General features: G+C 69.3%; 17 protein-coding genes. 8 read left to right on the forward strand and 9 right to left on the reverse strand.

The genetic code is table 11. The annotated features are described in order from the left end of the window. Positions 1 to 51: 51 nt before the first annotated feature. From uraD to D7006_RS04000, 5 genes are read right to left on the reverse strand one after another with little or no spacing between them, the layout of a single operon-like run. Positions 52 to 930, reverse strand: a complete 879-nt coding sequence (uraD, locus tag D7006_RS03980; RefSeq protein WP_237355636.1) for a 2-oxo-4-hydroxy-4-carboxy-5-ureidoimidazoline decarboxylase — start codon at positions 928 to 930, stop codon at positions 52 to 54. A 14-nt stretch (positions 931 to 944) separates the two neighbouring features. Further along, a complete protein-coding gene (locus D7006_RS03985; protein ID WP_229646635.1) occupies positions 945 to 1,748 on the reverse strand; it encodes an ABC transporter permease in 804 nt (267 codons plus the stop codon). A gap of 10 nt (positions 1,749 to 1,758) precedes the next feature. Next, positions 1,759 to 2,616 carry an ABC transporter permease gene (locus tag D7006_RS03990; protein WP_237355637.1) on the reverse strand — a complete coding sequence of 286 codons (858 nt, stop codon included), beginning with the start codon at positions 2,614 to 2,616 and terminating at the stop codon, positions 1,759 to 1,761. 2 nt (positions 2,617 to 2,618) lie between these two features. Then, on the reverse strand, positions 2,619 to 3,665 hold the full coding sequence (locus D7006_RS03995; protein WP_237355638.1) for an ABC transporter substrate-binding protein: 1,047 nt from the start codon (positions 3,663 to 3,665) through the stop codon (positions 2,619 to 2,621). A gap of 2 nt (positions 3,666 to 3,667) precedes the next feature. Then, complete coding sequence (locus tag D7006_RS04000; protein WP_237355639.1) at positions 3,668 to 4,774, reverse strand: ABC transporter ATP-binding protein; 1,107 nt, start codon at positions 4,772 to 4,774, stop codon at positions 3,668 to 3,670. A gap of 134 nt (positions 4,775 to 4,908) precedes the next feature. On the opposite strand from D7006_RS04000, the gene D7006_RS04005 reads away from it, so the two are divergent. From D7006_RS04005 to D7006_RS04025, 5 genes are all read left to right on the forward strand, one after another. After that, positions 4,909 to 5,856, forward strand: coding sequence for a LysR family transcriptional regulator (locus tag D7006_RS04005; protein WP_229646639.1), 948 nt, complete (start codon positions 4,909 to 4,911; stop codon positions 5,854 to 5,856). Between the two features lie 150 nt (positions 5,857 to 6,006). After that, positions 6,007 to 6,993 (forward strand): AraC family transcriptional regulator, encoded by a 987-nt coding sequence (locus tag D7006_RS04010; protein ID WP_237355640.1) that lies wholly within the window; start codon positions 6,007 to 6,009, stop codon positions 6,991 to 6,993. Between the two features lie 161 nt (positions 6,994 to 7,154). Beyond that, the gene (locus D7006_RS04015; protein WP_237355641.1) at positions 7,155 to 8,210 is read left to right on the forward strand and encodes a linear amide C-N hydrolase; all 1,056 of its coding nucleotides are present in this window, start codon (positions 7,155 to 7,157) and stop codon (positions 8,208 to 8,210) included. 186 nt (positions 8,211 to 8,396) lie between these two features. Further along, the gene (locus tag D7006_RS04020; protein WP_237355642.1) at positions 8,397 to 10,949 is read left to right on the forward strand and encodes an AsmA family protein; all 2,553 of its coding nucleotides are present in this window, start codon (positions 8,397 to 8,399) and stop codon (positions 10,947 to 10,949) included. 127 nt (positions 10,950 to 11,076) lie between these two features. Continuing rightward, a complete protein-coding gene (locus D7006_RS04025; protein ID WP_237355643.1) occupies positions 11,077 to 13,197 on the forward strand; it encodes a 3-hydroxyacyl-CoA dehydrogenase NAD-binding domain-containing protein in 2,121 nt (706 codons plus the stop codon). A gap of 79 nt (positions 13,198 to 13,276) precedes the next feature. Here the strand turns inward: D7006_RS04025 and D7006_RS04030 are convergent, their stop codons facing one another. Beyond that, positions 13,277 to 14,470: an acetyl-CoA acetyltransferase gene (locus D7006_RS04030; RefSeq protein ID WP_237355644.1), complete on the reverse strand. Its 1,194-nt coding sequence runs from the start codon at positions 14,468 to 14,470 to the stop codon at positions 13,277 to 13,279. A 15-nt stretch (positions 14,471 to 14,485) separates the two neighbouring features. Beyond that, positions 14,486 to 15,958: an OB-fold domain-containing protein gene (locus tag D7006_RS04035; RefSeq protein WP_237355645.1), complete on the reverse strand. Its 1,473-nt coding sequence runs from the start codon at positions 15,956 to 15,958 to the stop codon at positions 14,486 to 14,488. A 157-nt stretch (positions 15,959 to 16,115) separates the two neighbouring features. Between D7006_RS04035 and D7006_RS04040 the strand changes: the two genes are divergently transcribed. Continuing rightward, positions 16,116 to 17,351, forward strand: a complete 1,236-nt coding sequence (locus tag D7006_RS04040) for an NAD(P)/FAD-dependent oxidoreductase (protein ID WP_237355646.1) — start codon at positions 16,116 to 16,118, stop codon at positions 17,349 to 17,351. A gap of 181 nt (positions 17,352 to 17,532) precedes the next feature. Here D7006_RS04040 and D7006_RS04045 read toward each other — a convergent pair whose 3' ends face one another. Further along, positions 17,533 to 18,204, reverse strand: coding sequence for a TetR/AcrR family transcriptional regulator (locus tag D7006_RS04045; RefSeq protein ID WP_237355647.1), 672 nt, complete (start codon positions 18,202 to 18,204; stop codon positions 17,533 to 17,535). Positions 18,205 to 18,694: 490 nt separating this feature from the next. Here D7006_RS04045 and D7006_RS04050 point away from each other — a divergent pair, with 490 nt between their 5' ends. After that, on the forward strand, positions 18,695 to 20,020 hold the full coding sequence (locus D7006_RS04050; RefSeq protein WP_237355648.1) for a phenylacetate--CoA ligase family protein: 1,326 nt from the start codon (positions 18,695 to 18,697) through the stop codon (positions 20,018 to 20,020). A 7-nt stretch (positions 20,021 to 20,027) separates the two neighbouring features. Then, positions 20,028 to 20,930, forward strand: a complete 903-nt coding sequence (locus D7006_RS04055) for an alpha/beta hydrolase (RefSeq protein ID WP_237355649.1) — start codon at positions 20,028 to 20,030, stop codon at positions 20,928 to 20,930. Positions 20,931 to 21,197: 267 nt separating this feature from the next. On the opposite strand, the gene D7006_RS04060 is transcribed toward D7006_RS04055, so the two are convergent. After that, entirely contained in the window at positions 21,198 to 22,334 is a 1,137-nt protein-coding gene (locus tag D7006_RS04060; protein WP_237355650.1) for a CaiB/BaiF CoA-transferase family protein, read from the reverse strand.

The raw sequence follows: 22,334 nt of genomic DNA on the forward strand, positions 1-22,334 counted from the left end.
GACAAAAATCGACATTGCCCGGCCAGAAGCACATTGCGCGCCAGATCGCCCTCAGCTGCCGCGATAGGTGGTGTAGGCGCCGGGCGAGAGGAGGAGCGGCACGTGGAAATGCTCCTCCGGATTCCACACGGTGAAGGCCACGCGCACCTTGCCGAGATAGGCGCGGGCGGTGGTGGAATAGCCGTGGCGGGCGAAATAGGTGGGCGTGTCGTAGCGCCACTCATAGGTGCCGGCGGCAAGGTCGCCGCCGCCGAGGAGATGGTGGTCGCAGGCGCCGTCGGCGTTGGTGACGAAGGAGGTGAGGCGGGTCATGCCGCCGTCGCTTTCCCGCCGCCACAGCTCCACGCCCAGCCCGCCGGCCGGCGCCGCGCGCACGGTGTCCAGCACATGGGTGGAGACACTGCCCGTGGGCGCGGCGCGCACGCGGTCGAGCAGCCGCATCCAGGAGATGGCCGCGACCTCCGCCAGCGCCTCCGCGCGCTCCGCCTCCGGGCTCGCCGCGAGGCGCCGCTCGAAGGTGGCGAACAGGGTCTCCAGCGAGGCCTTGCGCACCGCGAGGATGAAGGGATAGCCGAAGCGCGCCTCATAGGCGGCGTTCAGCCGGTCCAGCCGGGCGCTGATGTCGGCGTCAAGCGCATCGAGGCCGAGGGCGGTCTGCTCGGCGGTGGATTCCGCCGTGGTGCCGCGCCGGAGCGTCTCGGGGGAGAGGCGGGGATGGCCGTTGAGGAAGTCCGCAAGGGCCGGCGCGGGCAGCGCCTCGATGCCAGCAAGCATCGCCTTGTGCAGGGCGGTGAGGGTGGCGAAGGGGCGCGCGGCGGCGGCGTCGCGCGCCACCCACGGGGCATTCTCGAACACCGGGCCGAGGGCCGCCGCGAAATCGGCGGCGGTCATGGCGTTCAGCGCGTCGAGGCGCAGGAGGTCGTTCTGCACGTCCCGTCTCCCGGTCATTTCATGAAGCGTGAGAAGCCGGCGACGCGCTCCATCAGCACCATCATCAGCACGGTGGCGATGATGATGACGCCACAGGCGGAGGCGGCCCGGCTGTCGAGCTGGTTCTGGATGATGTCCCACAGATAGATGGGCAGCACCTGAGTGCGGGCATCCTGGAGGAACAGCGACACCGGCACGTTGTCGAACGAGGCCATGAAGGCGATGAAGGCGCCGGACGCCACGCCCGGGCTGATGAGCGGCAGCGTCACCGTCCGGAAGGTGTGGAGGCGCGATGCGCCGAGGCTGCGCGAGGCGTCGAGCAAAGCCGGATCGAGCTGGGCGAGGCTGGCGAGCGTGGTGCGCAGCACGAAGGGCACGCACACCACGATATGGCCGATGGCGAGCGTGAGCGTCGAGGGCCGCATCCCCAGTATGGAGAACAGCATCAGCGCCGCGAAGCCGAACGCCAGCGCCGGCAGGATCAGCGGCGACAGGAACAGCGTCTCCAGCCCCCGCGCCACCGTCCCCTCGCTGCGGGCGATGCCGAGGGCGGCGGCCACGCCCAGCACGACGCAGGCGGACACGCTGATGACGGCCACCTTCAGGCTCACCCACAAGGCGGCCTGCAATTCGTTGGCGTCGATGAGCGCCGCATACCAGCGCAGCGAATAGCTGGCGGGCGGGAAGTGCAGCGCCTCCTCTCCGGTGAAGGAGAGGATGAGGATGACCAGTGTCGGCCCCGCCAGCACGATGACGGAGATGAGGGAGAGGAGGCCGAACACGGCGTTGAAGGAGAGGGTCTGCCAGTCGCGGAGCATGGCTTGTCTCCTAGCCGTAGAGCCGGGCCGCGCGGCTGCGCGAGAGCGCCACCAGCATGGCGACGATGAGCAGCACCGAGACCATGAAGATGACCGAGACGGCGGCGGCGAAGGGCCAGTTCTGCAGGTCCATGGCCTGCTGGAAGATCATCATGGGCATGAAGAGCAGCCGCGAGCCGCCGATGAGCGACTGGGTAACGAAGGCCGTCACGCAGGCGGTGTAGGTGAGGATGGTGCCGGCGATGATGCCGGGCAGCGACAGGGGCAGCGTGACCTTGAAGAAGGTGCGCCAGGCTCCCGCCCCCAGCGCCCGCGAGGCGCTTTCCAGATTGGGATCGATGCGCTGGAGCGTGGTGATGAGGGGCAGCACCATGAGTGGCATCTGCACCTGCGCCAGTACGATGACGACGCCGGTCTCGCTGAACAGCAGCTTGAGCGGCTGGGCGGAAAGGCCGAGGGCGAGGATCGTCTCGTTGACGATGCCGTGGCGGCCGAGAATGACGATCCACGCGAAGGTGCGCACCACCACGCTGGTGACGATGGGCAGCACCACGAGGAAGATGAGCACCGCCTGCCAGCGGGCCGAAACCTTCGTGCACAGCCACGCCAGCGGATAGCCGAACAGCAGGCACAGGAGCGTCGCCTTCGCCCCCACCAGCAGGGTGTCGCGCAGTACGGCGAGGTTGAGCCCGTCGGAGAGGAAGGCGGCATACTGGCCGAGGCCCAGCGTGCCGGTCATCTGCCGCTCGGTCTCGAAGCTGATGGCGACGAGCAGGCCGAGCGGCGCGATGAAGAACAGCGCGAAGAAGGCCGCAAGCGGCAGCGCGAGCGCCCAGTCCCTGGGTTTTGGATCGAGGGCGCCCGCCATGGTCACACCCGGATGTCGCGGTTGAACTGCTGGGTCCAGGCGGCGCGGTTCTGGTTCACCTTGGCCCAGTCGAAGAACACCATCTTGTCGAGGTCGGCGGGGGTCTTGGCGATCTTTTCCGCCACCAGCCCGGCATAGGGCACCTTGCTGGAGGTGGGGATCACGTTCCACGGCGACTTCTGCATCTCGCTCTGCACGTCCGGCGAGATCTGGCTGTCCACATAGGCATAGGCCAGCTCCGGCTTCAGCGCGCCGGCGACGATGTGCATGGTGGTCTTCCAGGCCGGGGTGCCGGTATCGACGCGGACGAACTCGATGGGCACGCCCTTGGCCTTGAGCTCCTCGGCGAAGTTGAAGTTCTGCACGCCGATGTCGATCTCGCCCTGCTGGAACAGCGCGCCGTGGGCGCCGAAATTGGCGGAGACGGCGGCGAGGTTCGGCAGCAGCGTCTTCAGCTTCTTGAAGCCCGGCTCCATGTTCGCCTCGGTGCCGCCGGCCAGCCGGTTGATGTCGAGCAGGAAGGCGAGGCCGAGGGTGGAGGCGAGCGAGGTGATGCCCACCCGGCCCTTGTATTCCGGCTTCCAGAGGTCATCCCAGGAGGTCGGCGGGGTCTTCACGGTCTTCGGATTGTAGGCGATGCCGATGGCCTGCATGGTGATGGCCGGGCCATAGGCGCCCTGGAACTTGGGGTTCAGCGCCGCGAAGTTCGGCGACTTGGCCGGGTCGTACTTGGCGATGAGGCCGGCATCGATGGCTTCCAGCGCCGGGCCCTCGTCCAGCATGGCCACGTCGAAGGGCGGCTGGTTGCCCTTGGCGGCGGTGAGCTTGGCGATCTGCTCGGTGGCCAGCATGGGCGACTGCACCACGCTCGCCCCGGTGCGCTTGACGAAATAGGGCGCGAGGATCTGCTTCTGCACATTGGCCCAGGTGCCGCCGAAGGTGGCGGCCACCAGCTCGTCCGCGGCGAAGGCGCCGCGCGGGGCAAAGGCGAGGCCAGCGGCCGCCGTCGCGGAGGCGAGGAAGGCTCGCCGGGACATCTCGAACGTCATGCTCAATTCCCCTTCTTGTGGGTGTCGCCCGAATGGTCCGGGAACAGGCCGGTGATGCGGTTCGGCTTGAGGTGGAGGAAGACCGGTCCGGCCAGCGGGGCATCCGCCTCGCGCTCCTGCACCACCTTCACCGACGAGCCGTCGATGAGCGTCACCTCGTAGATGAGGGCGGGGCCGATGGGCATGACGGCGGTGATCTCGGCGCCGATGGCTCCCGCGCCGCCGGTGGCGCTCACGCGCATCCCCTCGGGGCGCACCGCGACGAGAACCGCCGCGCCCACGGACAGGGTTGTCTCCCGTCCGGTCTCGATGACCATGCCGTCGGCCAGCCGCACCGCCGCGCCCGAGGCCGAGATGCCGGCCACCGTGGCCCTGAGCAGGTTGGCGGTGCCGACGAAGGTGTTCACGAACAGGGAGGCCGGCCGGTCGTAGATGTCCGAGGGCGGGGCGAACTGCTCGAGGTTGCCGCGCGAGAGCACGGCGATGCGGTCGGACATGCCGAGCGCTTCCTCCTGGTCGTGGGTCACCATCACCGTGGTGATGCCCGACTGGCGCTGGAGGCGCTTGATCTCGATCTGCATGTCCAGGCGCAGATTCTTGTCGAGGGCGCTGAACGGCTCGTCCAGCAGGAGAATGCGCGGGCGGATGGCGAGGCAGCGGGCGAGCGCGACGCGCTGCTGCTGGCCGCCGGAGAGTTCGCGCGGGAGGCGGTCGCGGAAGGCGGCCATCTGCACCACGTCCAGCATCTCGGAGACCACCGCATCGGTCTCCGCCTTCGGCCGGCCGGCGGCGATGGGACCATAGGCGATGTTCTGCGCCACGCTCATATGCGGGAACAGGGCATAGTTCTGGAACACGATGCCGATGCGCCGCCGGTTGGTGGGCAGGTGGGAGATGGAGGCGCCATCCACCAGCACGTCGCCGGATGTCTGGCGCAGGAAGCCGGCGATGATCTTGAGCAGTGTGGTCTTGCCGCAGCCCGACGGGCCGAGCAGCGAGACGAGTTCGCCGGGGCGGATGTCGAGATCGATGGCATTCGCGGCCACCACCTGCCCGAACGCGTGGGAAATGCCCCTCAGCGTCAGCGCGTGCCCGGCGGACTGGCTCATGGTGAAAGCCTCAAAGGTGCATTCGGATCGGGACGCCCCATCGCCCGCGACGCCAGGAGTGTCGCCGTGCGGGGCATTGCCGTCCATCGCAGATTTGATACTTTTCCATACGCAAAATGCGTATGGAGGCGACGGTGCCGGCATCCCTTGTTCCCGCGGCCCTGCGCTATGCCGAGCAGGTGGCGCGCTCCGGCTCCATCCAGCGCGCGGCCAAGGACCTGAACGTCGCCGCCTCCGCCATCAACCGGCAGGTGCTGCAACTGGAGGAGACGCTGGGCGTGCCCCTGTTCGAGCGGGTGGCGAAGGGCATGCGCCTCACCCCCGCCGGGGACGCCCTCGTCACCCTCGCACGCCGCTGGATGGCGGACGAGCGGCGCACCGCCGCCGAGCTGCGCCAGCTTCAGGGGGTGAATCAGGGCCATGTGCGGGTGGTGGCCATGGACAGCCACGTCAACGGCATCCTGCCCGCGCTGATCGCCGACCTCGACGCCCGCCACCCGCGCATCTCGCTGGACGTGGAGGTGGCGAGTACGGACGCCGCCGTCGCCGCCCTGCTGGCCGGGGACGCCGACATCGCTGCCATCTTCAATCTCTCGCCCCGGCGCGACATCCATGTGCTGTGGTCGGCGGAGCTGCCCTTCGGCTGCGTCATCGCGCCGGATCATCCTCTGGCGAGCCGCGGCTCCATCAGCCTGCAGGAGGTGGTGGCCCATCCCATCGTGCTGCAGAGCCGCGCCTTGATGATCCGCCGCTATCTGGAGGCGCGGCACGGCTGGCTGTTCACGCAGGAGCGCAAGACGGTGGAGACCAATTCGCTCCAGCTGGTGAAGATCCTCGCCCGCGAGAAGGGCTATGTGGCCTTCACCTCGGAGCTCGACGCCGCCCCCGAGCTGATCGCCGGCACGCTGGTGTTCCGCCCGGTGCGCGACAAGGGCGCCGAGCCGCAGATGGTGGCCATCGCCATGGACGGGCGAAAGCCCCTGACACGGGTGGGACGCATCGTGGCCGAGGCGCTGGAGGGGTTGATCGGCACCACCATCGCCGATGTGCGTCGCGCCGAGGGCCGCGAGCCCGCGCAATGACGCTGCGGCATGCCGCCGGCCTTGCGGCTTCCATCTCGGGCGTGGCCGTGACGCCATGAAGCAGGTGGCGGCCGGGAGGTGATATCCTATTCTTCATGACGGTTGACGGGACGGGCAAGCGGCCGGTCATCGGTGTCAGGCGGGGCCAACGTGACACATGAGAGCGCGGCGGAGGCAGGCATCGCCTCGCAATCCCGCTGGATCCTTCCCAACGGGTGCGACGGACTGCAACTGCCGCCCGAAGACCGCGATCTGCCGCCGGATGTGGCCGACGTCCGGTATCCGCAGTACTTCCTGCGCCCCGGCCTTGAGGTCTACACCTTCGCCGCGAAGGTCCGATCGCCGGTGGCGCTCACCTATGAGGTGCTGTCGGGCGAGCCCTATCTCTGGCTGGCGATGAATTTCTCCGGCCGGAACCAGTATCTCCACCAGACCGGGCTCGATGGCCCCGTGCTCCCCCACAGCAGCCATTGTGCGCTCCTGCGGGATCCCCTGACCACCTTCGACTATACGGCGGGCGAGCACAGGACGGCGGGAATGGCCGTGACGCCGGCGCGGCTGCGCGAGATGCTGCAGGGGCAGCGCCTGTGCGGCGCCATCGACGGGTTCCTGGAGGGTTCTTTCGACCCCGCCGTGCTCTCGCCCCGCCCCTCGGCGGCGCTGCGGACCATCGCCGAGCAGATGGGCAGCCATCCCTACCAAGGCGCGATGGAGGCCGTGTATCTGGAAGGCAAGGCCTTCGAGATGCTGGCCGAGATGCTGCGCATGGTCTTCGACGAGGGGGGACGCGCGCATGGCGGCGTGGCGCGCGGCCAGGCGCATGCCGCACGCGACCTCATGCTGGCGGACATCGCGCATCCGCCCCGGATCGAGGATGTGGCCCTCGCCGTCGGCCTGTCGCAGCGTCGGCTCAACGAGGTGTTCCGCGAGGTGTTCGAGGCCTCGCCGCTGCAATGCATGGTGCGCTGGCGCCTTGATCTGGCGCGGCAGTTGCTGGCCTCGGGCGAGCTGAGCGTGAAGCAGGTGGCCCACCGGCTGGGCTACGCCCATGTGAGCAACTTCTCCCTCGCCTTCACCCGCCGCTTCGGCCATCCGCCCTCGGGGGAGCGGGACATGGGGCGGTCCGCCCGCCGCTGATCCTCATATCCCTTCGGCATTTCCGCATATGCCAATCGGGTGGAGGGCGCCCCCCTCATCCCATAAATTGCGGCGGCGCCACCATCGGCCGGTCCAGCGTTGATTCAGGTCACGGATACTCCGGCACTTCTCGCGAATATTGCAGGCATTGGAGGGGGCATATGAAACTCAAAGTCATGCTTTTGGGCGCAGCCGCCGTCACCGCGGGGCTCGTTGCCTGCCTCGATACCAGCCATGTCGCCATGGCGTGCAGCCTCATCCTGTGGAACACCAACGGTCAGGCGGTGGTGTCGGGGCGCACCATGGACCTCTACATCGACGACAAGCCGCGCCTCGTCTATTTGCCGCGCGGCATCGCCCGCCGCGGCGTTCCCGACGCCAATGCGGCGACCTGGACGTCGAAATACGCCAGCGCGGTCCTGACCGGGCTGGACACGGCCACCAGCGACGGCATCAACGAAGCCGGCCTCAGCGCGCATCTGCTCTATCTGCACGGGGCCGAGCACGAGCCCGTGGACCAGCGGCCCGGTGTCTCCAACCTGCTGTGGCCCCAGTTCGTGCTGGACAATTTCAGCAGCGTTTCCGAGGCCCTGGAAGGGCTGAAGAAGGTGCGCGTCGTCTCGACGGTGGCGCATGGGCGCGAATGGCCGCTGCACCTCGCCATCGAGGATGCGTCGGGCGACAGCGCCGTGCTGGAGTTTGTCGGCGGCAAGCTGGAGATCCATCACGGCAAGGACGTGACCGTGATGACCAACGAGCCGCCCCTCGACGAGCAGCTCGCCAACCTCAAGCGCTACAAGCTGTTCGGCGGCACCCTCGCGATGCCCGGCGACATCGACCCCATGAGCCGCTTCGTGCGGGCCTCGTCCTACCTCAAGACCCTACCCAAGCCGGCCGGGACCGAGGAAGCGCTGGGTCACCTCACCGGCGTGGTGCGCACGGTGGCCGTGCCGTTCGGCGCGGTGGACACATCTGGGGGTGAATCCGCGGACGCCTGGCCGACCCGCTGGGCGACGCTGAGCGATCACACTCACAAGGTCTATTATGTGATGCCGGTCAACAGCCCGAACGTGTTCTGGGTGGACCTCGCCAAGTTCAAGCCGGAGTCCCGGGAAATCCTCGCCGTGGACCCCTATGCCGCCGGGCTGAGCGGCGACATCTCCGGCAGCCTCAAGAGCTTCGGTTCCATCGACAAGGCCTTTCCGCAGGGTTACTGACATCGCTGGGCGCTGCTTGGCTGGCCGTCCCGCACCCCTGGCGGAATGCGGGACGGCTGACCGCGAAAGGCAGGCTCCGGTTGCTTTCGGCGCGCCGAAAGTTTCAGGTGTCGCGCCTTTCGCCTGTCCCATTCGGGCCGGGGAGGGCGGCGGCGCTGCTGTCGTTGAGGCAAGGCGGAGGGTGTCATGTTTCGCTTCGCGCGGCGGGCAGTCGCGGTCCTGCTGGTGCTGGCGTGCGCCGCTGTCCTCGCGCTGGTGCTGGCGGCCAACCTGCCGCAGGCGGAGGGATTGCGCCGGTCGCTGGCGGAACAGGGGTTGACCCATCTGTGGGGCGAACCCGTCAGCGTGCGCGGGGCGGTGAGCGTCAGCCTCTGGCCCAATCCGGCCGTCGATATCGACGGCGTAGAGGCCCACGGCATCGATGGCGCCCACGCCCGGACTGATCATCTCGCCATCGCGATCCCGCCCTATCTTGAGCTTCTGACCGGCGGCCTGCGCTACAGCCTCGACGTGGCGGGCGGCGCGTTCGACGTGCCGCTGGACGGCGCCGAGCAGGCCCGGCCCGGCTCTCTGCTCGAATCCCCCATCTACGTGCTGTCCCTGCTGCCGCACCTCACCATCCGCGACACCGTGGTGCGGTTCACCGACGCGATGACCGGCTGGCAGTTCGAGCTCAAGGTGTCGAACCTCAAGAGCGCGCTGGATGCGGGGCGCAACGTGCTTGTTGCCGATGCCGCGCTGAACGGCCAGCCCCTGACCCTCGCCTTCGCCTTCGACCTCGAGGTGGAGAAGGAGGATCGCAAGCACCCCTATGGCGCGCAGATCACCCTGTCGACCCCCGGCGGCGCGGGTAACCCCGCCCTTGGTCTCTCGGCCCGCCTCGACGTGCGGGCGCCGACGAAGCATTTCGACCATGACCTCGTGATGAAGCTCGATGCCGAGGCCGGCAGCCTCGCCACGGCGCTCGTCCTCGCGGGCGTCGCTCCCTCCATCGACGGCACCGGCAAGGTCACCGCCCGCCTCAAGGCCGAGCCGGACCGCCTCAGCTTCCACGATCTCAACCTCGCCCTCACTCTGGCGGACGGCGAGCGCATCTCCGTCACGGGCCAGGCCGACGACCTCGCCACCCTCGCCGGCGCCGACCTCAAGGTGGTGGCCGATCTCGCGACCGCCGCGCCCCCCGCCGTCTCCCTGCGGGAGATCGTCGTCACCCGCCTGACAGGGAACTTCCGCAGCCGCGCCGAAGGCATGATGCTGGACGAGATCCTCATCTCCACCAATGCGTTCGACCAGAGCCTGAGGGAGATCGGCCCCATCAATGTGCGCTCGGTCACGCGCGATGCGACGGGGCATGTGGCCTTCCGCGGCATCTCGGTGATCGCCGGCCCGCCCAGCCGCCCCATCGCCCGGCTGGAGGGCAATGTGGACGACATCCTCGGGTTTGCCGGCGTCGAACTGGCGGGCGGTGTGGACATTCCGGTCGCCAGTATCCTGGCGCTGCCGCCCGAGGCCCAGGACAAGCTGGGGCGTGTCGTCGGCAGCCTCTCCATGTCGGATGCCGGCGGCGGGCTGGGGGTGGATTCCTTCGCTGCCCGCATCGAGGGCAGCGACCTGATCTCGGCGACGCTCGCCCTCGTGCTGGACGATCTCGGCAAGCCCGGCGTCGCGGCCACCACCCAGGTGGATTCGCGGCTCAAGGTGCCGAATTATTCCGCCTTCGCCGCCGCCTTCGGCGACACGTCCGATTTCCGCGGGCAGGTGACGTTCGAGGGCCGCCTCAGCGGCAACACTGATGCGCTGACCATGGAGGGGCGCACCGATATCGGCCGCACCCGCATCGACGGCACGCTCTCCAGTCTCGCCGCGCCCGGCGGCCGGTCGGTGGTGAAGGGCACCATCACCTCGCCGCTGGTCTATGCCGACGAGCTTCTCGCCTTCATGCGTCCGGAGGGCCAGCGACGTCGCAAGTCGGTCAAGGTGATCGGCAGCCGGGAGCCGGAAGGCGGCAGCCAGATCGACCTGATCGCCACGACGGATGCGGACGTGAACATCTCCGCGACGCGCCTGCAGGGTGGGGGCGACAGCGCCACCGGCGTCAAGGCGCGTCTGGTGGTGAACAATGGCGCCCTGCGGGTCGATCCGCTGCGCATCGGCTATCGCGGCGGCGTCATCTCCGCCGTCATGGCGAGCGAGGGGCGCTCCGTGCTGCGCACCAAGGGCTCCGGGACGGGCTGGCCGCTGGCGACCCTGTTCGGGCGCGGCTCGCCCATCTCGGTGTCCGGGACGCTGAGCGTCGTCTTCGATCTCACCACCCGGATGGATGCGGACAACCCGATCGCCACCCTCGGCGGTACCCTCACCGGGCGCGTCGGCCGCGGACGCATCGGCACCGGGCTTCTGGACCTCGCCGGCGTCGGCATTCTCGCGGGCATCTTCACCTCCTCCGTGCAGAAGGGGGAGAGCGTGATGCGCTGTGCCAAGGTGCCCCTCCAGTTCCACAAGGGCGTCGGCCGCACCAATCCGGTGATCGTGGTGAATACCGAGAACGTTCAGGCGCTTGGGCGTGGCACGGTGGACCTCGTGCGCAACCGCATCGACCTGCGCGTGGCGCCGCGTCCGATCACGGCGCCCGATGGCCCGCCCGGGCACAGCTTCACCGTGAAGGGCTCGCTCAGCAGCCCCTCCATCGCGATGGCCTCCGCCGGCAACGAGCCCCACGGCCGCTACAGTTGCGAATGAGGCGGCTGGCTTTCGGCTGCGGACCTGCCGGTTGTCGTCTTGGAAATAATAAATCGATCGTTTAATCTTTGAATCGCCGGCAAGGCCCGGCGACACAGCCGACGCACGCCATCCTCAGGAGCGACCCATGACCGAGCAACCGCCCGCGGCCCCGCGCGGCGCGCCCCCGCATGCCGAAAGCGTCCCCCTCACGATCACCCGCCATGGCGCTGTCGCGGTGGTTCACATCGACCATGCGCCGGTGAACGCGCTGTCGCGCGGCGTGCGGCAGGGGTTGTTGGATGCGGTGCGGGGGCTGGAGGCCGATGCGTCGGTGTCGGCGCTCGTGCTGAGCGGCGGGCCGGGGCGGTTCATCGCGGGGGCGGACCTCAAGGAGATGGCGCTGCCGCCCGATGAGCCGTTTTTGCCGGAGGTGGTGGGCGCGATCGATGCCTGCACCAAGCCGGTGGTCGCGGCGCTGGATGGCGCGGCTTTGGGCGGCGGGTGCGAGATCGCGCTGGCCTGCGATCTGCGGCTTGGGTCAGCGAAGGCGCTCGTCGGGCTCACCGAGACCCGGCTCGGCATCATCCCCGGTGCGGGCGGAACCCAGCGGCTGGTGCGGCTGGTCGGGGTCGCGCAGGCGATCGCTCTGGTGTGCGAGGGCCGGGTGCTGAAGGCTGGCGAGGCGCTGGCCCTGGGCCTCGTCGATGCGGTGGTGGAGGGCGATCTGCTCGCCGAAGCCATCGCCCGTGCGCCGTCCGTGGCCAAGCGCCGGCTCTCGGCCCGACCGGTCCCCGCCGGCGATCCGGCCGGGGAGGCGGCCGCCGCGGCCAAGGCGCTCAAGGGCGCCAAGGGCGTGCCGGCCATCGCCGAAGCCATCCGCGTCATCACCGCGTCGAGGGACGGCGATTTCGCCTCCGGCCTCGCCACCGAGCGTGCCGCCTTCCTTAGCCTGCGCGAGAGCCCGGAAGCCAAGGCCCTGCGCCACCTCTTTCTCGCCGAGCGCGAGGCGGTGAAGGTGCCGGGGCTGGAAGGCGCCAAGGCGCGGTCCGTGTCATCCACTGCCGTCATCGGCGCCGGCACCATGGGCGCGGGCATTGCCGTGGCGCTGCTGGACGCCGGATATCCCGTGACTCTGGTGGAGCGCGATGCGGAGGCCGCTGCGGCCGGCGTCGCGCGCATCGATGCCCTCTATGCCCGGCAGGTGAAGAGCGGCCGTATCGACGAGGCCCGGAAGGCGGAGCGCCTCGCCCGCCTCACCCCGGCCTGCGACTATGCGGCGCTGGCCGATGTCGACCTGATCGTCGAAGCCGCCTTCGAGGACATGGCGGTGAAGACCGACATCTTTCGCCGCCTCGATGCGGTGGCAAAGCCGGGCGCGGTGCTCGCCACCAACACCTCCTATCTCGACCTCGACGCCATCGCCGCCGCGACCGCGCGACCTGAGGACGTGGTGGGCCTGCACTTCTTCGCCCCGGCCAACATCATGAAGCTGCTGGAGGTGGTCAAAGCCACCCGCACCGCCCCGGACGTGCTGGCCACCGCCCTCGCGCTGGCGAAGAAGATGGGCAAGCAGCCGGTGGTGGCGGGCAATTGCGACGGTTTCATCGGCAACCGCATCTATGCGGTGTACCGCTGCCACGCGGAATATCTGGTGGAGGACGGGGCCAGCCCCGAACAGGTGGATGCGGCGTTGGAGGCCTTCGGCTTCGCCATGGGCATCTTCGCGGTATCGGACATGTCCGGCCTCGACATCGCCTATGCCATGCGCAAGCGCCGGGCGGCGACGCGCGATCCGAACGAGCGCTACGTCGCCATCGCCGATGCTCTGGTGGAGGCGGGGCGGCTGGGTCGCAAGACCAATGGTGGCTGGTACGCCTACGATGCAAACGGCAACCGCACGCCGGACCCTGCCGTCACGCTGATCATCACGCAAGCCCGCGCCGCCAATGGTATCCAGCCGAAATCCTTCACCCCGGAAGAAATCCAGCTTCGGCTTCTGGCGGTGATAGCGAACGAGGGCGCGAAGGCGCTGGCCGAGGGCATCGCGCTGCGGCCCTCCGACATCGACCTCACCTTCGTCAACGGCTACGGCTTCCCGCGCCTGAAGGGCGGCCCCATGCACGCGGCCGACGCCCTCGGCCTTCCTACCATCCTCACCGAGATCGAAGCCGCCCACGCCACCGGCGGCGCCGGCTCCGACCCCGCTCCGCTCCTCGCCGAACTGGTGCGCGAGGGGAAGACATTCGCAGACTGGCAAAAGGCCTAAGTCTCTCGCCCCCAATAAAAAAACCCCGCCGCCGGCGCGTGCCGGGCGGCGGGGCAGTCAGCGGGCCGCCACGGTCAGATCAGGCGGCACCGACAATGGTGATGGAGCACACGTTCTGCGCCGGCGCGCCGCCCAGATTGTGGGTGAGGGCGAGGCTCGGGTTCGCGAGCTGGCGTTCGCCGGCCTGTCCGGTGAGCTGCAGCCAGCATTCGTAGAGCATGCGCAGGCCGGACGCGCCCACGGGATGGCCGAAGCATTTCAGTCCGCCATCCACCTGGCTGGGCAGCGCCCCGTCCGCATCGAAAGCGCCGTCCAGCATGCGCTTCCAGGCGGTGCCTTCGTCGGCGAGGCCGATATCCTCCAGCGTCACCAGTTCGGTGATGGAGAAGCAATCGTGCAGCTCGGTGAAGCTCAGCTGCGCGCGCGGATCGGCGATGCCCGCCTCGGCATAGGCGCGGCGGGCGGCGATGCGGGCGGTGTGGACATAGGAGCCATTCCAGCCGCTGCTCTGCACCTCCCAGCCGTTGGAGGCGACGAGCTGGATGGCCTTCACCAGCACCGGAGTCTTGCCGAGGCTCCGCGCGATCTCCGGCGTGGTGACGATGGCGCAGGCGGCGCCGTCGGACACCGGGCAGCAGTCGAACAGGCCGAGCGGGTCGGCCACCAGCGGCGCATTCACCGCCTGCTCGACGGTGATGGCCTTGCGCAGATGGGCGTTTTTGTTCTTCACCGCATTGGCGTGGCTCTTCATGGAGGTGTGCCCCATGGCCCGCTTGAGGTCGCCGGCGGAGATGTTGTGGCGCGTGCCATAGGCCCGCGCCAGCTGGGCGAAGTTGCCGGGATTCGTGTGTGTGGGCAGATACATGGGCGCGAAGGTGCCGCGCGAGGCCGGGGGCAGGCCGGCAAAGCCGGTGTCCTTCAGCTTCTCCACACCCACCGCCAGAGCGATGTCCACCGCCCCCGATGCCACGGCATAGACGGCGCCGCGAAAGGCTTCCGTGCCGCCGGCGCAGAAGTTTTCCACGCGGGTGACGCCGATGGCCGGCAGGCGCAGGGCCTGGGCCATGGGGGTGCCGGCCTTGCCGGCGCCGATGTCGTCATAATGGGAGGAATACCAGGCCGCGCCGATCTGGTCGGGGGCGATGCCGGCATGGCCCAGCGCCTCCAGATAGGCTTCCGCCATCAGCTCTTCCTGCCCCACGTCCCAGCGCTCGCCGAAGCGGGAGCAGCCCATGCCGAGGATGGCGACCTTGTCCTTGATTCCGTTGGCCATTTTGTCGCCCTCCGGTCAGGCTGCGGCGGGCGACGCGGGGGCCGCGACCGCCTTCCAGAAATAGCGGCGGAAGCCGGTGCGCTCGTCCAGATCCTTGATGCGAAAGACGAAACGGACCGCATCGCCGGGCGAGAGGCGCTCTGCGTCGGGGTCGGTGAAGTCCATCATCAGGCGGGCGCCGCCGGGGATGTCGATGAGGCCATAGCAATTGGGCGGGCTGCGGGAGAAAGCGAGGCGGTCGGCGGTGGCGGTGGCGACCGTGCCGCCGAGGTCCGCAAGGGGCCATGGCTGCTGGGTTTCCGCGAAGAAACCCGCCTCCGACACGGCAAGGCGGGAGGGGGGAAACTGCACCTGCCCGGTCTCGGGGCTGCGGCCGCCGACAAAGCCCAGCAGGGCCTCGGAATTGCGGTAGGCCGTGGTCAGCGCCTCGTTGACCGGGAAGCGTCCGCGCAGGCCGCGCTCCCACGGCATGAGGCCGCGAAAGATGGGGAGTTTCAGATAGTTGGCTTCGGCGACGCCATCCGCCAGAGCGGCCGAGGCGGCGGCCGGGAAGCCGGTGATGGTGTCGCTCGCCTCCAGCACAAGGGCGGTCGCGCCCTGGCCGAACTGGGCGACCAGCACCCGCTCGCCGGGGCGCATGTCTTCCATCGCCCGCGCCAGCATCACGAGGGCATGGGCCGCGCCGGTGTCTCCGCATTCCAGATCAAGGGGTTGGGCGAGTTCCGCGCGGGAGAGACCGGCCGCCTGCGCCACCGCCTTGGCCGCGCCGGGGATGACGCAGGGCAGGACGAAATGGTCGATTTCATCTGCGGAAAGCTGCGCCTTTCCAAGGGCTTCCGCTATGGCGCGGGGCACGAGATCGAGGAAGCCTTCTTCCCGCACCCAGCGCTCCTCCCAATCGGTGGGGAGGGACCGGTCGGGGGCGCGGTAGCGCTCGATGAAGGGGGCGGAGAGGCTGGCGCCGCCGCGATAGGTGAGGAGGTCCGGCCCGCCCCCGACGCCGCCCCCGACAAGGGCGCTGACGCCTCCATCCGAATAGCGCATTTCGGCGGTGCCACCCGGGGTGTTCAGGGGCATATCGGCGGCTGTCAGCAATGCCGGTTCGGCGGATTCAAGAGCGGCATGCAAAGCGAGCAGTCCGCACCGCATGGTACCTCCCACATCCTGCGCCCGGGTCGCCTCGGGGAGGCGAAGGGCGGCATGGACGAGGGCCGCCTGCTGCGGCTCGGCGAAGACCGGGGTGGTGGTCGCGAAGGTGAGGGCGCGGACGGCGGTGCGCGCCTCGGGAACTCCATTGCGCTCAGCTTGCGCGAGGCAGGTGCGGGCGGCGGCGACGGCCATGGTGATGGGGTCTTCGTCCCAATAGGCCAAAGTGCGGACGCCGCGGGTGTCGCCGCGGGGGCAGAGCCAGCCCATGGCGGCGGCCATGGCGGCGCGCTGGAGGCGCAGGCGCGGCAGGTGGATTGCGAGTGCTGTGATGCCCGTCATGAGGTGCCCGTCTGTGCGGCCGGGGGAGGGGGCTTCACCGGCGTCCACGCGCCGAACGTCGGGGCCGACGGCGCGCGGGAAAGCCGATTGCCACCCGCATTTGGGCATTATAATAATCAGAACGTTCGGTCAATAAATATCCAGAATGGGGGACGCCATGGACCAAAAACACGCCGGTGAGGATCACATCTGCATCGTCGGGGCCGGGCAGGCCGCCGCCTCCCTCGCGCTGCGCTTGCGGCATGGCGGCTATTCGGGTGCGCTGACCCTCTTCGGCGACGAGCCGCACCCGCCCTATCAGCGCCCGCCGCTCTCCAAGGCCTATCTCAAGCGGGAGTGGACGGTGGACCGGCTCTATCTGCGCCCCGCCGAGTTCTGGAGCGGCATCGGCGTCGACGTGGTGACGGGCGCGCCTGTCACCGCCATCGATCCGGTGGCCCGCACGCTGGAGGTGGGCGGGCGCAAAGTGGCGTGGACGAAGCTGGCGCTCGCCACCGGCACCCGCCCGCGCCCGCTGCCGCCGGAGTTCTCCGGCCTTTCAGGCGTTTATGAGCTGCGCGGTCTCGCTGATGCGGACCGGCTGGAAGGCGAGATCCGCCCCGGCCGGCGGCTCCTCGTGCTTGGCGGCGGCTATGTGGGGCTGGAGACGGCGGCGGTGGCGGCGAAGGCCGGGCTTGTGGTGACCGTGGTGGAGCGGGCCGCGCGCATTCTGGAGCGTGTCGCCTGCGCCGAGACGTCCGACGCCATCCGCGCGCTCCATGCGGGCCACGGCGTGCGCATCCTGGAAGGCCGCAGCGTGGCCGGGGTCGAGGCGCGGGACGGCACTGTGGCGGCGGTGACGCTGGACGACGGCACGCGCCTGGAGGTGGATGCGGTGCTGGTGGGCATCGGCGTCCTGCCGCGCGACGAACTCGCCCGCGCGGCCGGCATCACCTGCGAGAACGGCATCGTGGTGGACGTCCACGGCCGCACCTCGGTGCCCGGAATCTGGGCGGCGGGCGATTGCGCGTCCTTCCCGTTCCAGGGCCTGCCGACCCGGCTGGAGAGCGTGCAGAATGCGGTGGACCAGGCCGAATGCGCCGCCGACGACATGCTCGGCCAAACCCGTTCCTATGCGCCGGTGCCGTGGTTCTGGTCCGATCAGTACGACATGAAATTGCAGATCGTCGGCCTCAACCGCGGCTACGACGCGGTGCTGCGCCGCCGCTCGGAGCGGGGCGAATCGCTCTGGTATTTCCGCGAAGGGCGCATGATCGCGGTGGATGCCCTCAACGATGCGCGCACCTACATGGCGGCGAAGAAGCTGCTGGAGGCGGGCGCCGTCCTGACGCTGGACGAGGTGGCGGCGGAGGGATTCGACCCGGTGGCGCGGATGAAGCGGTCGGCGGCGTGAGGGGGCGACGCTCCGGACGGAAAACAGCGCGCGTTGCCCTCACCTCGTCATGGCCGGGCTTGTCCCGGCCATCCACGTGGAGCGGCTGGGAACGCTTTGCGGAAGTGGCTCCATCGGCCCGACGTGGATGCCCGGGACGAGCCCGGGCATGACGGCTGCACAGGGAGCTCGCCCCGTCCCTCTATTCCTTGCTGCGCCCCTCATGCCGGGCCGCATGGCGGCCGTCCGGCTTGGCGTGGGGCGTGCCGCCATTGGCCGGTGCGGGGGCGTTGGCGTAGCCCTTCACGAAGAGGTCCACCGTGCGGTCGGCTAGCTCGTTTGGCGTCACGGCGCCGTCGGCGTGGTACCACGTATAGGTCCAGTTGATCATGCCGAAGAACAGCATGGTGTCCACGTGGGCGGTGCTGGAATGGGCGAGGTCCGGCCGCAGCTGCAGCAGGATGTCCCTGACATAGGCGATCAGCTCGCGCTGCTTGGCCACCAGCACCTTGCGCGTCTCGGGCGCGAGGAACTCGGCGCAGGTGAGCAGCGCCACGTGCTGGTCACGCGAGACGGAATAGACATCAAGGAACAGGCGGGTGAGCTGGCGGAACCGCTCTTCCGGGTCCTGATAGCCGTAGAGGGTCTGCCGGCACTTCATGAGGAGGCTTTCCACATGCGAGGTCAGCATGTCGGAAAGGATCGCCTCCTTGGAGGTGAAATAGTGATAGAGCCGCGACTTGGAGCACTCGCACGCCTCGGCGATGTCACCGATGGAGGTGGCCGCATAGCCGCGCTGCGCGAACACGGACGCCGCCCGTTCGAGGATGGTGTCGTGAATGTTGTCGTATTCGGCTGAGCGCGTTCTCGCCACGGCGGCCACACCTGCAAGAATGTTCCGATCATTCGGTCTATAAGCGCATGGGGCGACGGTGCCAAGGGCGGCGGGCACCGGAGGGGTCTTCCTGAAGCCGTTCAAAAGCGCGGGGCGCACGATGCGTGGCTCGTCTTGGGCTGCCGTCATGCCCGGGCTTGTCCCGGGCATCCACGTGGTCTGGCCGGGAACAGGTCTGAAACGCCTGTGAAATCGGCCCGACGTGGATGGCCGGGACAAGCCCGGCCATGACGGCGGGGAGATGCCGCGCGCTTCTTCTACGCGAGCGCTGCCCCGGCCTTCTCCCGAACCCCGTCGCAGGTGCCTTCCCCGCCTTCCCCATGGTAGCCTCGCCGGGCATCCCGGGCATGGAGGTTGATGCAGATCAAAATCGCCGTTTACATAGACCAGTCGTTCGGTCTATTAATTTGCCAATCGAGAGCGGCCACAAGAGCCGCGTGTTCCAACGGTCGGATGGGGGAGGAGCCACATGCAGCATCCTGAGGTGGAGTCGCTCGACCGCGACGGTATTCTGAAGCTCCAGCGCGAGGGCCTTGCCGGCCTCGGCGCGCGTCTGGCCCAGTGCGACACCTGGAAGGCGCATTTTGCGCAGGCCGGCATGACGCCGGAGGACCTCGCCAGCGAGGACGGCCTCGCCAACGCCCCGTTCATGGACAAGTCGCTGCTGCGCGACCTCTATCCCTTCCCCTTCCTCACCGTGCCCATGGACAAGGTGGAGCGCTTCGTCGCCACCTCCGGCACCACCGGCCTGCCGGTGACCTTCGGCATGACGAAGAACGACCTGCACAGCCTGCTGCCCTCCCAGATGGCGCGGCTGCTCACCGCCGCGGGCGTCAAGCCCGGCTTCCGCGCCTATCAGGGCTATGGCTACGGCCTGTGGATCGGCGGCCCGGCGCTCGATGCCGGCTTCTCCGCCGTGGGCTGCACCAATTTCCCCATCGGCCCCGGCCGCGGCGAGCTCGCTGCCCGCTGGCTGCGCGACCATGCCTATGACGTCGCCTCTATGTCGCCCTTGTGGCTCATGACCTTGGTGCAGGCGGCCAAGCATCAGGGCATCAATCCGCGCAACGACTGGACGCTGAAGGTCGCCATCCTCGGCGGCCAGTCGGTCTCGGCCGAGTTCCGCGCGCAGCTGGAAGCCGAGATGCCCGAGGGCTTCATGAGCCACAACATCTACGGCACCACGGAAGCCGGCGGGCCCATCCTCGCCATCTCCACGCCCTTCACCCACGCCGACGACGAATTGCAGCTCCTCAACGAGGATACGGTGATCGTCGAGATCCTCGATCCCAAGACCATGAAGCCGGTGTCCGAGGGCGAGGTGGGCGAGATCGTCATCACCACCCTGCGCAAGGAAGCCTCGCCGGTGGTGCGCTGGCGCACGCGCGATCTCGTGCGCCTCTCCCCGCGCCCCTACGATTGCCCCTCGGGACGGCGCGGCATGCGCAAGATCGGCCGGATCATCGGGCGCACCGACGACATGATCAAGTTCAAGGGTGTCATCGTCTTCCCGTCCCAGATCGAGGACGTGATCGCCGGCATTCCCGGCCTCGCCAAGGAAGCCTGGCAGATCTACGTGGACAAGGAAGCCACCACCATCGGCAAGATGACCGTGGCGGTGGAGGCTGTCGCCGCCTCGCAGCGTCCCGGCGAGGATGCGGCGGCTGATGTGCGGCGCGAGATCAAGGCCCGCCTCGGCATCAACGTGAACGTGGAGTGCCACCGCGAGGGCGAGCTGCCGCGCTACGAGGCCAAGGCCACGCGCGTGCTGCACCGGCCCGAAGCGACGCACTGAGGCGGCCTTGGCAGAGGCTCTTTCCTCCGACGCACCCGCCTTCGAGCGGGTGCGCGCGCGCATCGCCGCCGCGACCTCCGCCTGGGCGGCGGGTCTGACGCTCGCCGAAATCCGCGACAGCTTCGAGGCCTTCCTCGGGGCGGGCGAGGGCGCGCCGGAGGTGGTGCGCACGCCCCTCATCCTCGCCGGCCTTCCCGCCTGCGCCTTCGATGCGCCGGGGGGCGATGCCGCCCGCATGCTGCTCTATTGCCATGGCGGCGGCTTCCAGATCGGCTCCATCCGCTCCCATGCTTCCCTGATGGCGCGGATCGCGCGCGCGAGCGGGATGCGGGTGATCGGCTTCGACTATCGCCTCGCGCCCGAGCACCGCTTTCCGGCGGCGCATGACGACGCCTTCGCCGTCTATCGCGCGCTGGTGGCGGCGGGGGAAACGCCGCTCGCGCTGGTGGGCGATTCCGCCGGCGGCGCGCTGGCGCTGGGCACGGTCCTGCGGGCGCGGGATGCGGGATTGCCGCTGCCCAAGGCGCTGGTGCTGCTCTCGCCGTGGCTCGATCTCACCATGAGCGGGGAGAGCTATACGGCGCTGGCGGAGAAGGACATCTTCTCCCGTCCCGAGCAGTTGAAGGCCATGGCGCGCACCTATCTCGGCCGCGACAACCGGCCTGATGATCCCGCCGCCTCGCCGCTGCTGGCCGATCTCTCCGGCCTGCCGCCTGTGCTCGTCCATGCGGGCGGGCACGACATCACCCTCGACGACAGCCACCTCCTCGCCCGCCGCGCCGCGGAGCACGGTGGGCGGGTGGAGATCGAGGTGTTCCCCGGCATGTGCCACCATTTCCAGGTGTTCGAGGAACTGCCGGAGGCGGCCCAATCCCTCGCCCGCATCGGCGCCTTCCTGCGCGCGCTGTGAATCCCGGCCTCCTCCCGACGCCTTTTGACGTCGCATGTGCCGGGCCCACTCGCCGGCCTCCCGCCACCGCCGGGGGGCCGGCTTTTTCGTAGGCTGCTCCGTTCACGCACGGCCTCTATCCTACAATGCCGCGTCATGGCCGGGCTCGTCCCGGCCATCCACGTGGCACGGCCGGGAGCAGGTCTACCCCTGTTGCGCGGTCGGCCCGACGTGGATGCCCGGGACAAGCCCGGGCATGACGGCTGGTGCGTGGAGCGCGCGGTCTGCTCAACTCTCGAATACGCCTCCCCCCAGCCGCGCTGGATCGAGGCCCCAGTCGGCCAGGATCGCCCGACCGTCTGCGCCCGGCTTGGCGGGACCGTGGGCGACCGCGGAGGGGGTGGCGGAGAAGCGGGGGGCGGGGGCGGGCTGGGTCACGCCGTCCACGCGCACGAACGCCCCGCGCGCCTGCGCATGGGGATGGGCGGCGGCCTCGTCCCAGTCGAGGATGGGGGTGACGCAGGCGTCCGTACCGGCGAACAGATCCGCCCAGTGGTCGCGCGGCTCACTGAGGAACAGCGCGGCGAGACGCGCCCGCAGCGTCCTCCAGGCGGCGGGATCGGCGGCATGGGTGAAGTCGGCGGCGTCCAGCCCCAGCCGGTCGATAAGGATGCGGTGGAAGCGGCCCTCCACCGGCGCCACGGCGAGGAACTTCCCGTCCGCGCAGGCATAGGTGCCGTAGAAATAGGCCCCGCCATCCAGCAGGTTCGCCCCGCGCGCATCGCTCCACATTCCGCCGGCGCGGAAGCCCCAGAACATGGCGGAAAGCAGCGCGGCGCCGTCGGTCATGGCGGCATCCACCACCTGTCCCTGCCCGGTGGTCTTCGCGGCCAGCAGCGCCGCCACCATGCCGAAGGCCATCAGCATGCCGCCGCCGCCGAAATCGGCCACGAGGTTGAGCGGCACGGGCGGCGGGGCATCGGCCGGGCCCATGGCGGCCAGCGCCCCGGTCATGCCGAGATAATTGAGATCGTGCCCGGCCGCGTCCTTCAGCGGCCCTTCCTGCCCCCAGCCGGTCATGCGGCCGTAGACGAGGCGCGGATGGGCAGCAAGGCACGGCTCCGGCCCGAGGCCGAGGCGCTCCATGACGCCGGGCCGGAAGCCCTCGATGAGGCCATCCGCGCGGGCGATGAGATCGCGCATCACGCCGAGGTCGGCCTCGGCCTTGAGGTCGAGGGCGAGGGAGCGGCGGCCGCGCGCCAGCACGTCGAAGTGCGTGTTCATGAGCGGGATGTCCGCCCGCGCGCCCTTCTGGTGGATGCGGATGACCTCCGCCCCCGCATCCGCCAGCATCATGGCGGCGAAGGGGGCGGGGCCGAGGCCCACCATCTCGACGATGCGCAGTCCCGAAAGCGGACCCGGCAT

This window comes from Xanthobacter sp. YC-JY1 (assembly GCF_021730305.1).
Classification (GTDB): domain Bacteria; phylum Pseudomonadota; class Alphaproteobacteria; order Rhizobiales; family Xanthobacteraceae; genus Xanthobacter; species Xanthobacter flavus.

Excerpts from the sequence above, each read along its gene's own strand:
- D7006_RS04050 (WP_237355648.1), top strand. The coding sequence starts at position 18,695 with ATGCAGCATCCTGAGGTGGAGTCGCTCGACCGCGACGGTATTCTGAAG.
- D7006_RS04035 (WP_237355645.1), bottom strand. The coding sequence starts at position 15,958 with ATGACGGGCATCACAGCACTCGCAATCCACCTGCCGCGCCTGCGCCTC.
- D7006_RS03995 (WP_237355638.1), bottom strand. The coding sequence starts at position 3,665 with ATGACGTTCGAGATGTCCCGGCGAGCCTTCCTCGCCTCCGCGACGGCG.
- D7006_RS04030 (WP_237355644.1), bottom strand. The coding sequence starts at position 14,470 with ATGGCCAACGGAATCAAGGACAAGGTCGCCATCCTCGGCATGGGCTGC.
- D7006_RS04015 (WP_237355641.1), top strand. The coding sequence starts at position 7,155 with ATGAAACTCAAAGTCATGCTTTTGGGCGCAGCCGCCGTCACCGCGGGG.
- D7006_RS04060 (WP_237355650.1), bottom strand. The coding sequence starts at position 22,334 with ATGCCGGGTCCGCTTTCGGGACTGCGCATCGTCGAGATGGTGGGCCTC.
- D7006_RS04000 (WP_237355639.1), bottom strand. The coding sequence starts at position 4,774 with ATGAGCCAGTCCGCCGGGCACGCGCTGACGCTGAGGGGCATTTCCCAC.
- D7006_RS04040 (WP_237355646.1), top strand. The coding sequence starts at position 16,116 with ATGGACCAAAAACACGCCGGTGAGGATCACATCTGCATCGTCGGGGCC.
- D7006_RS03985 (WP_229646635.1), bottom strand. The coding sequence starts at position 1,748 with ATGCTCCGCGACTGGCAGACCCTCTCCTTCAACGCCGTGTTCGGCCTC.
- D7006_RS03990 (WP_237355637.1), bottom strand. The coding sequence starts at position 2,616 with ATGGCGGGCGCCCTCGATCCAAAACCCAGGGACTGGGCGCTCGCGCTG.
- D7006_RS04025 (WP_237355643.1), top strand. The coding sequence starts at position 11,077 with ATGACCGAGCAACCGCCCGCGGCCCCGCGCGGCGCGCCCCCGCATGCC.
- D7006_RS04020 (WP_237355642.1), top strand. The coding sequence starts at position 8,397 with ATGTTTCGCTTCGCGCGGCGGGCAGTCGCGGTCCTGCTGGTGCTGGCG.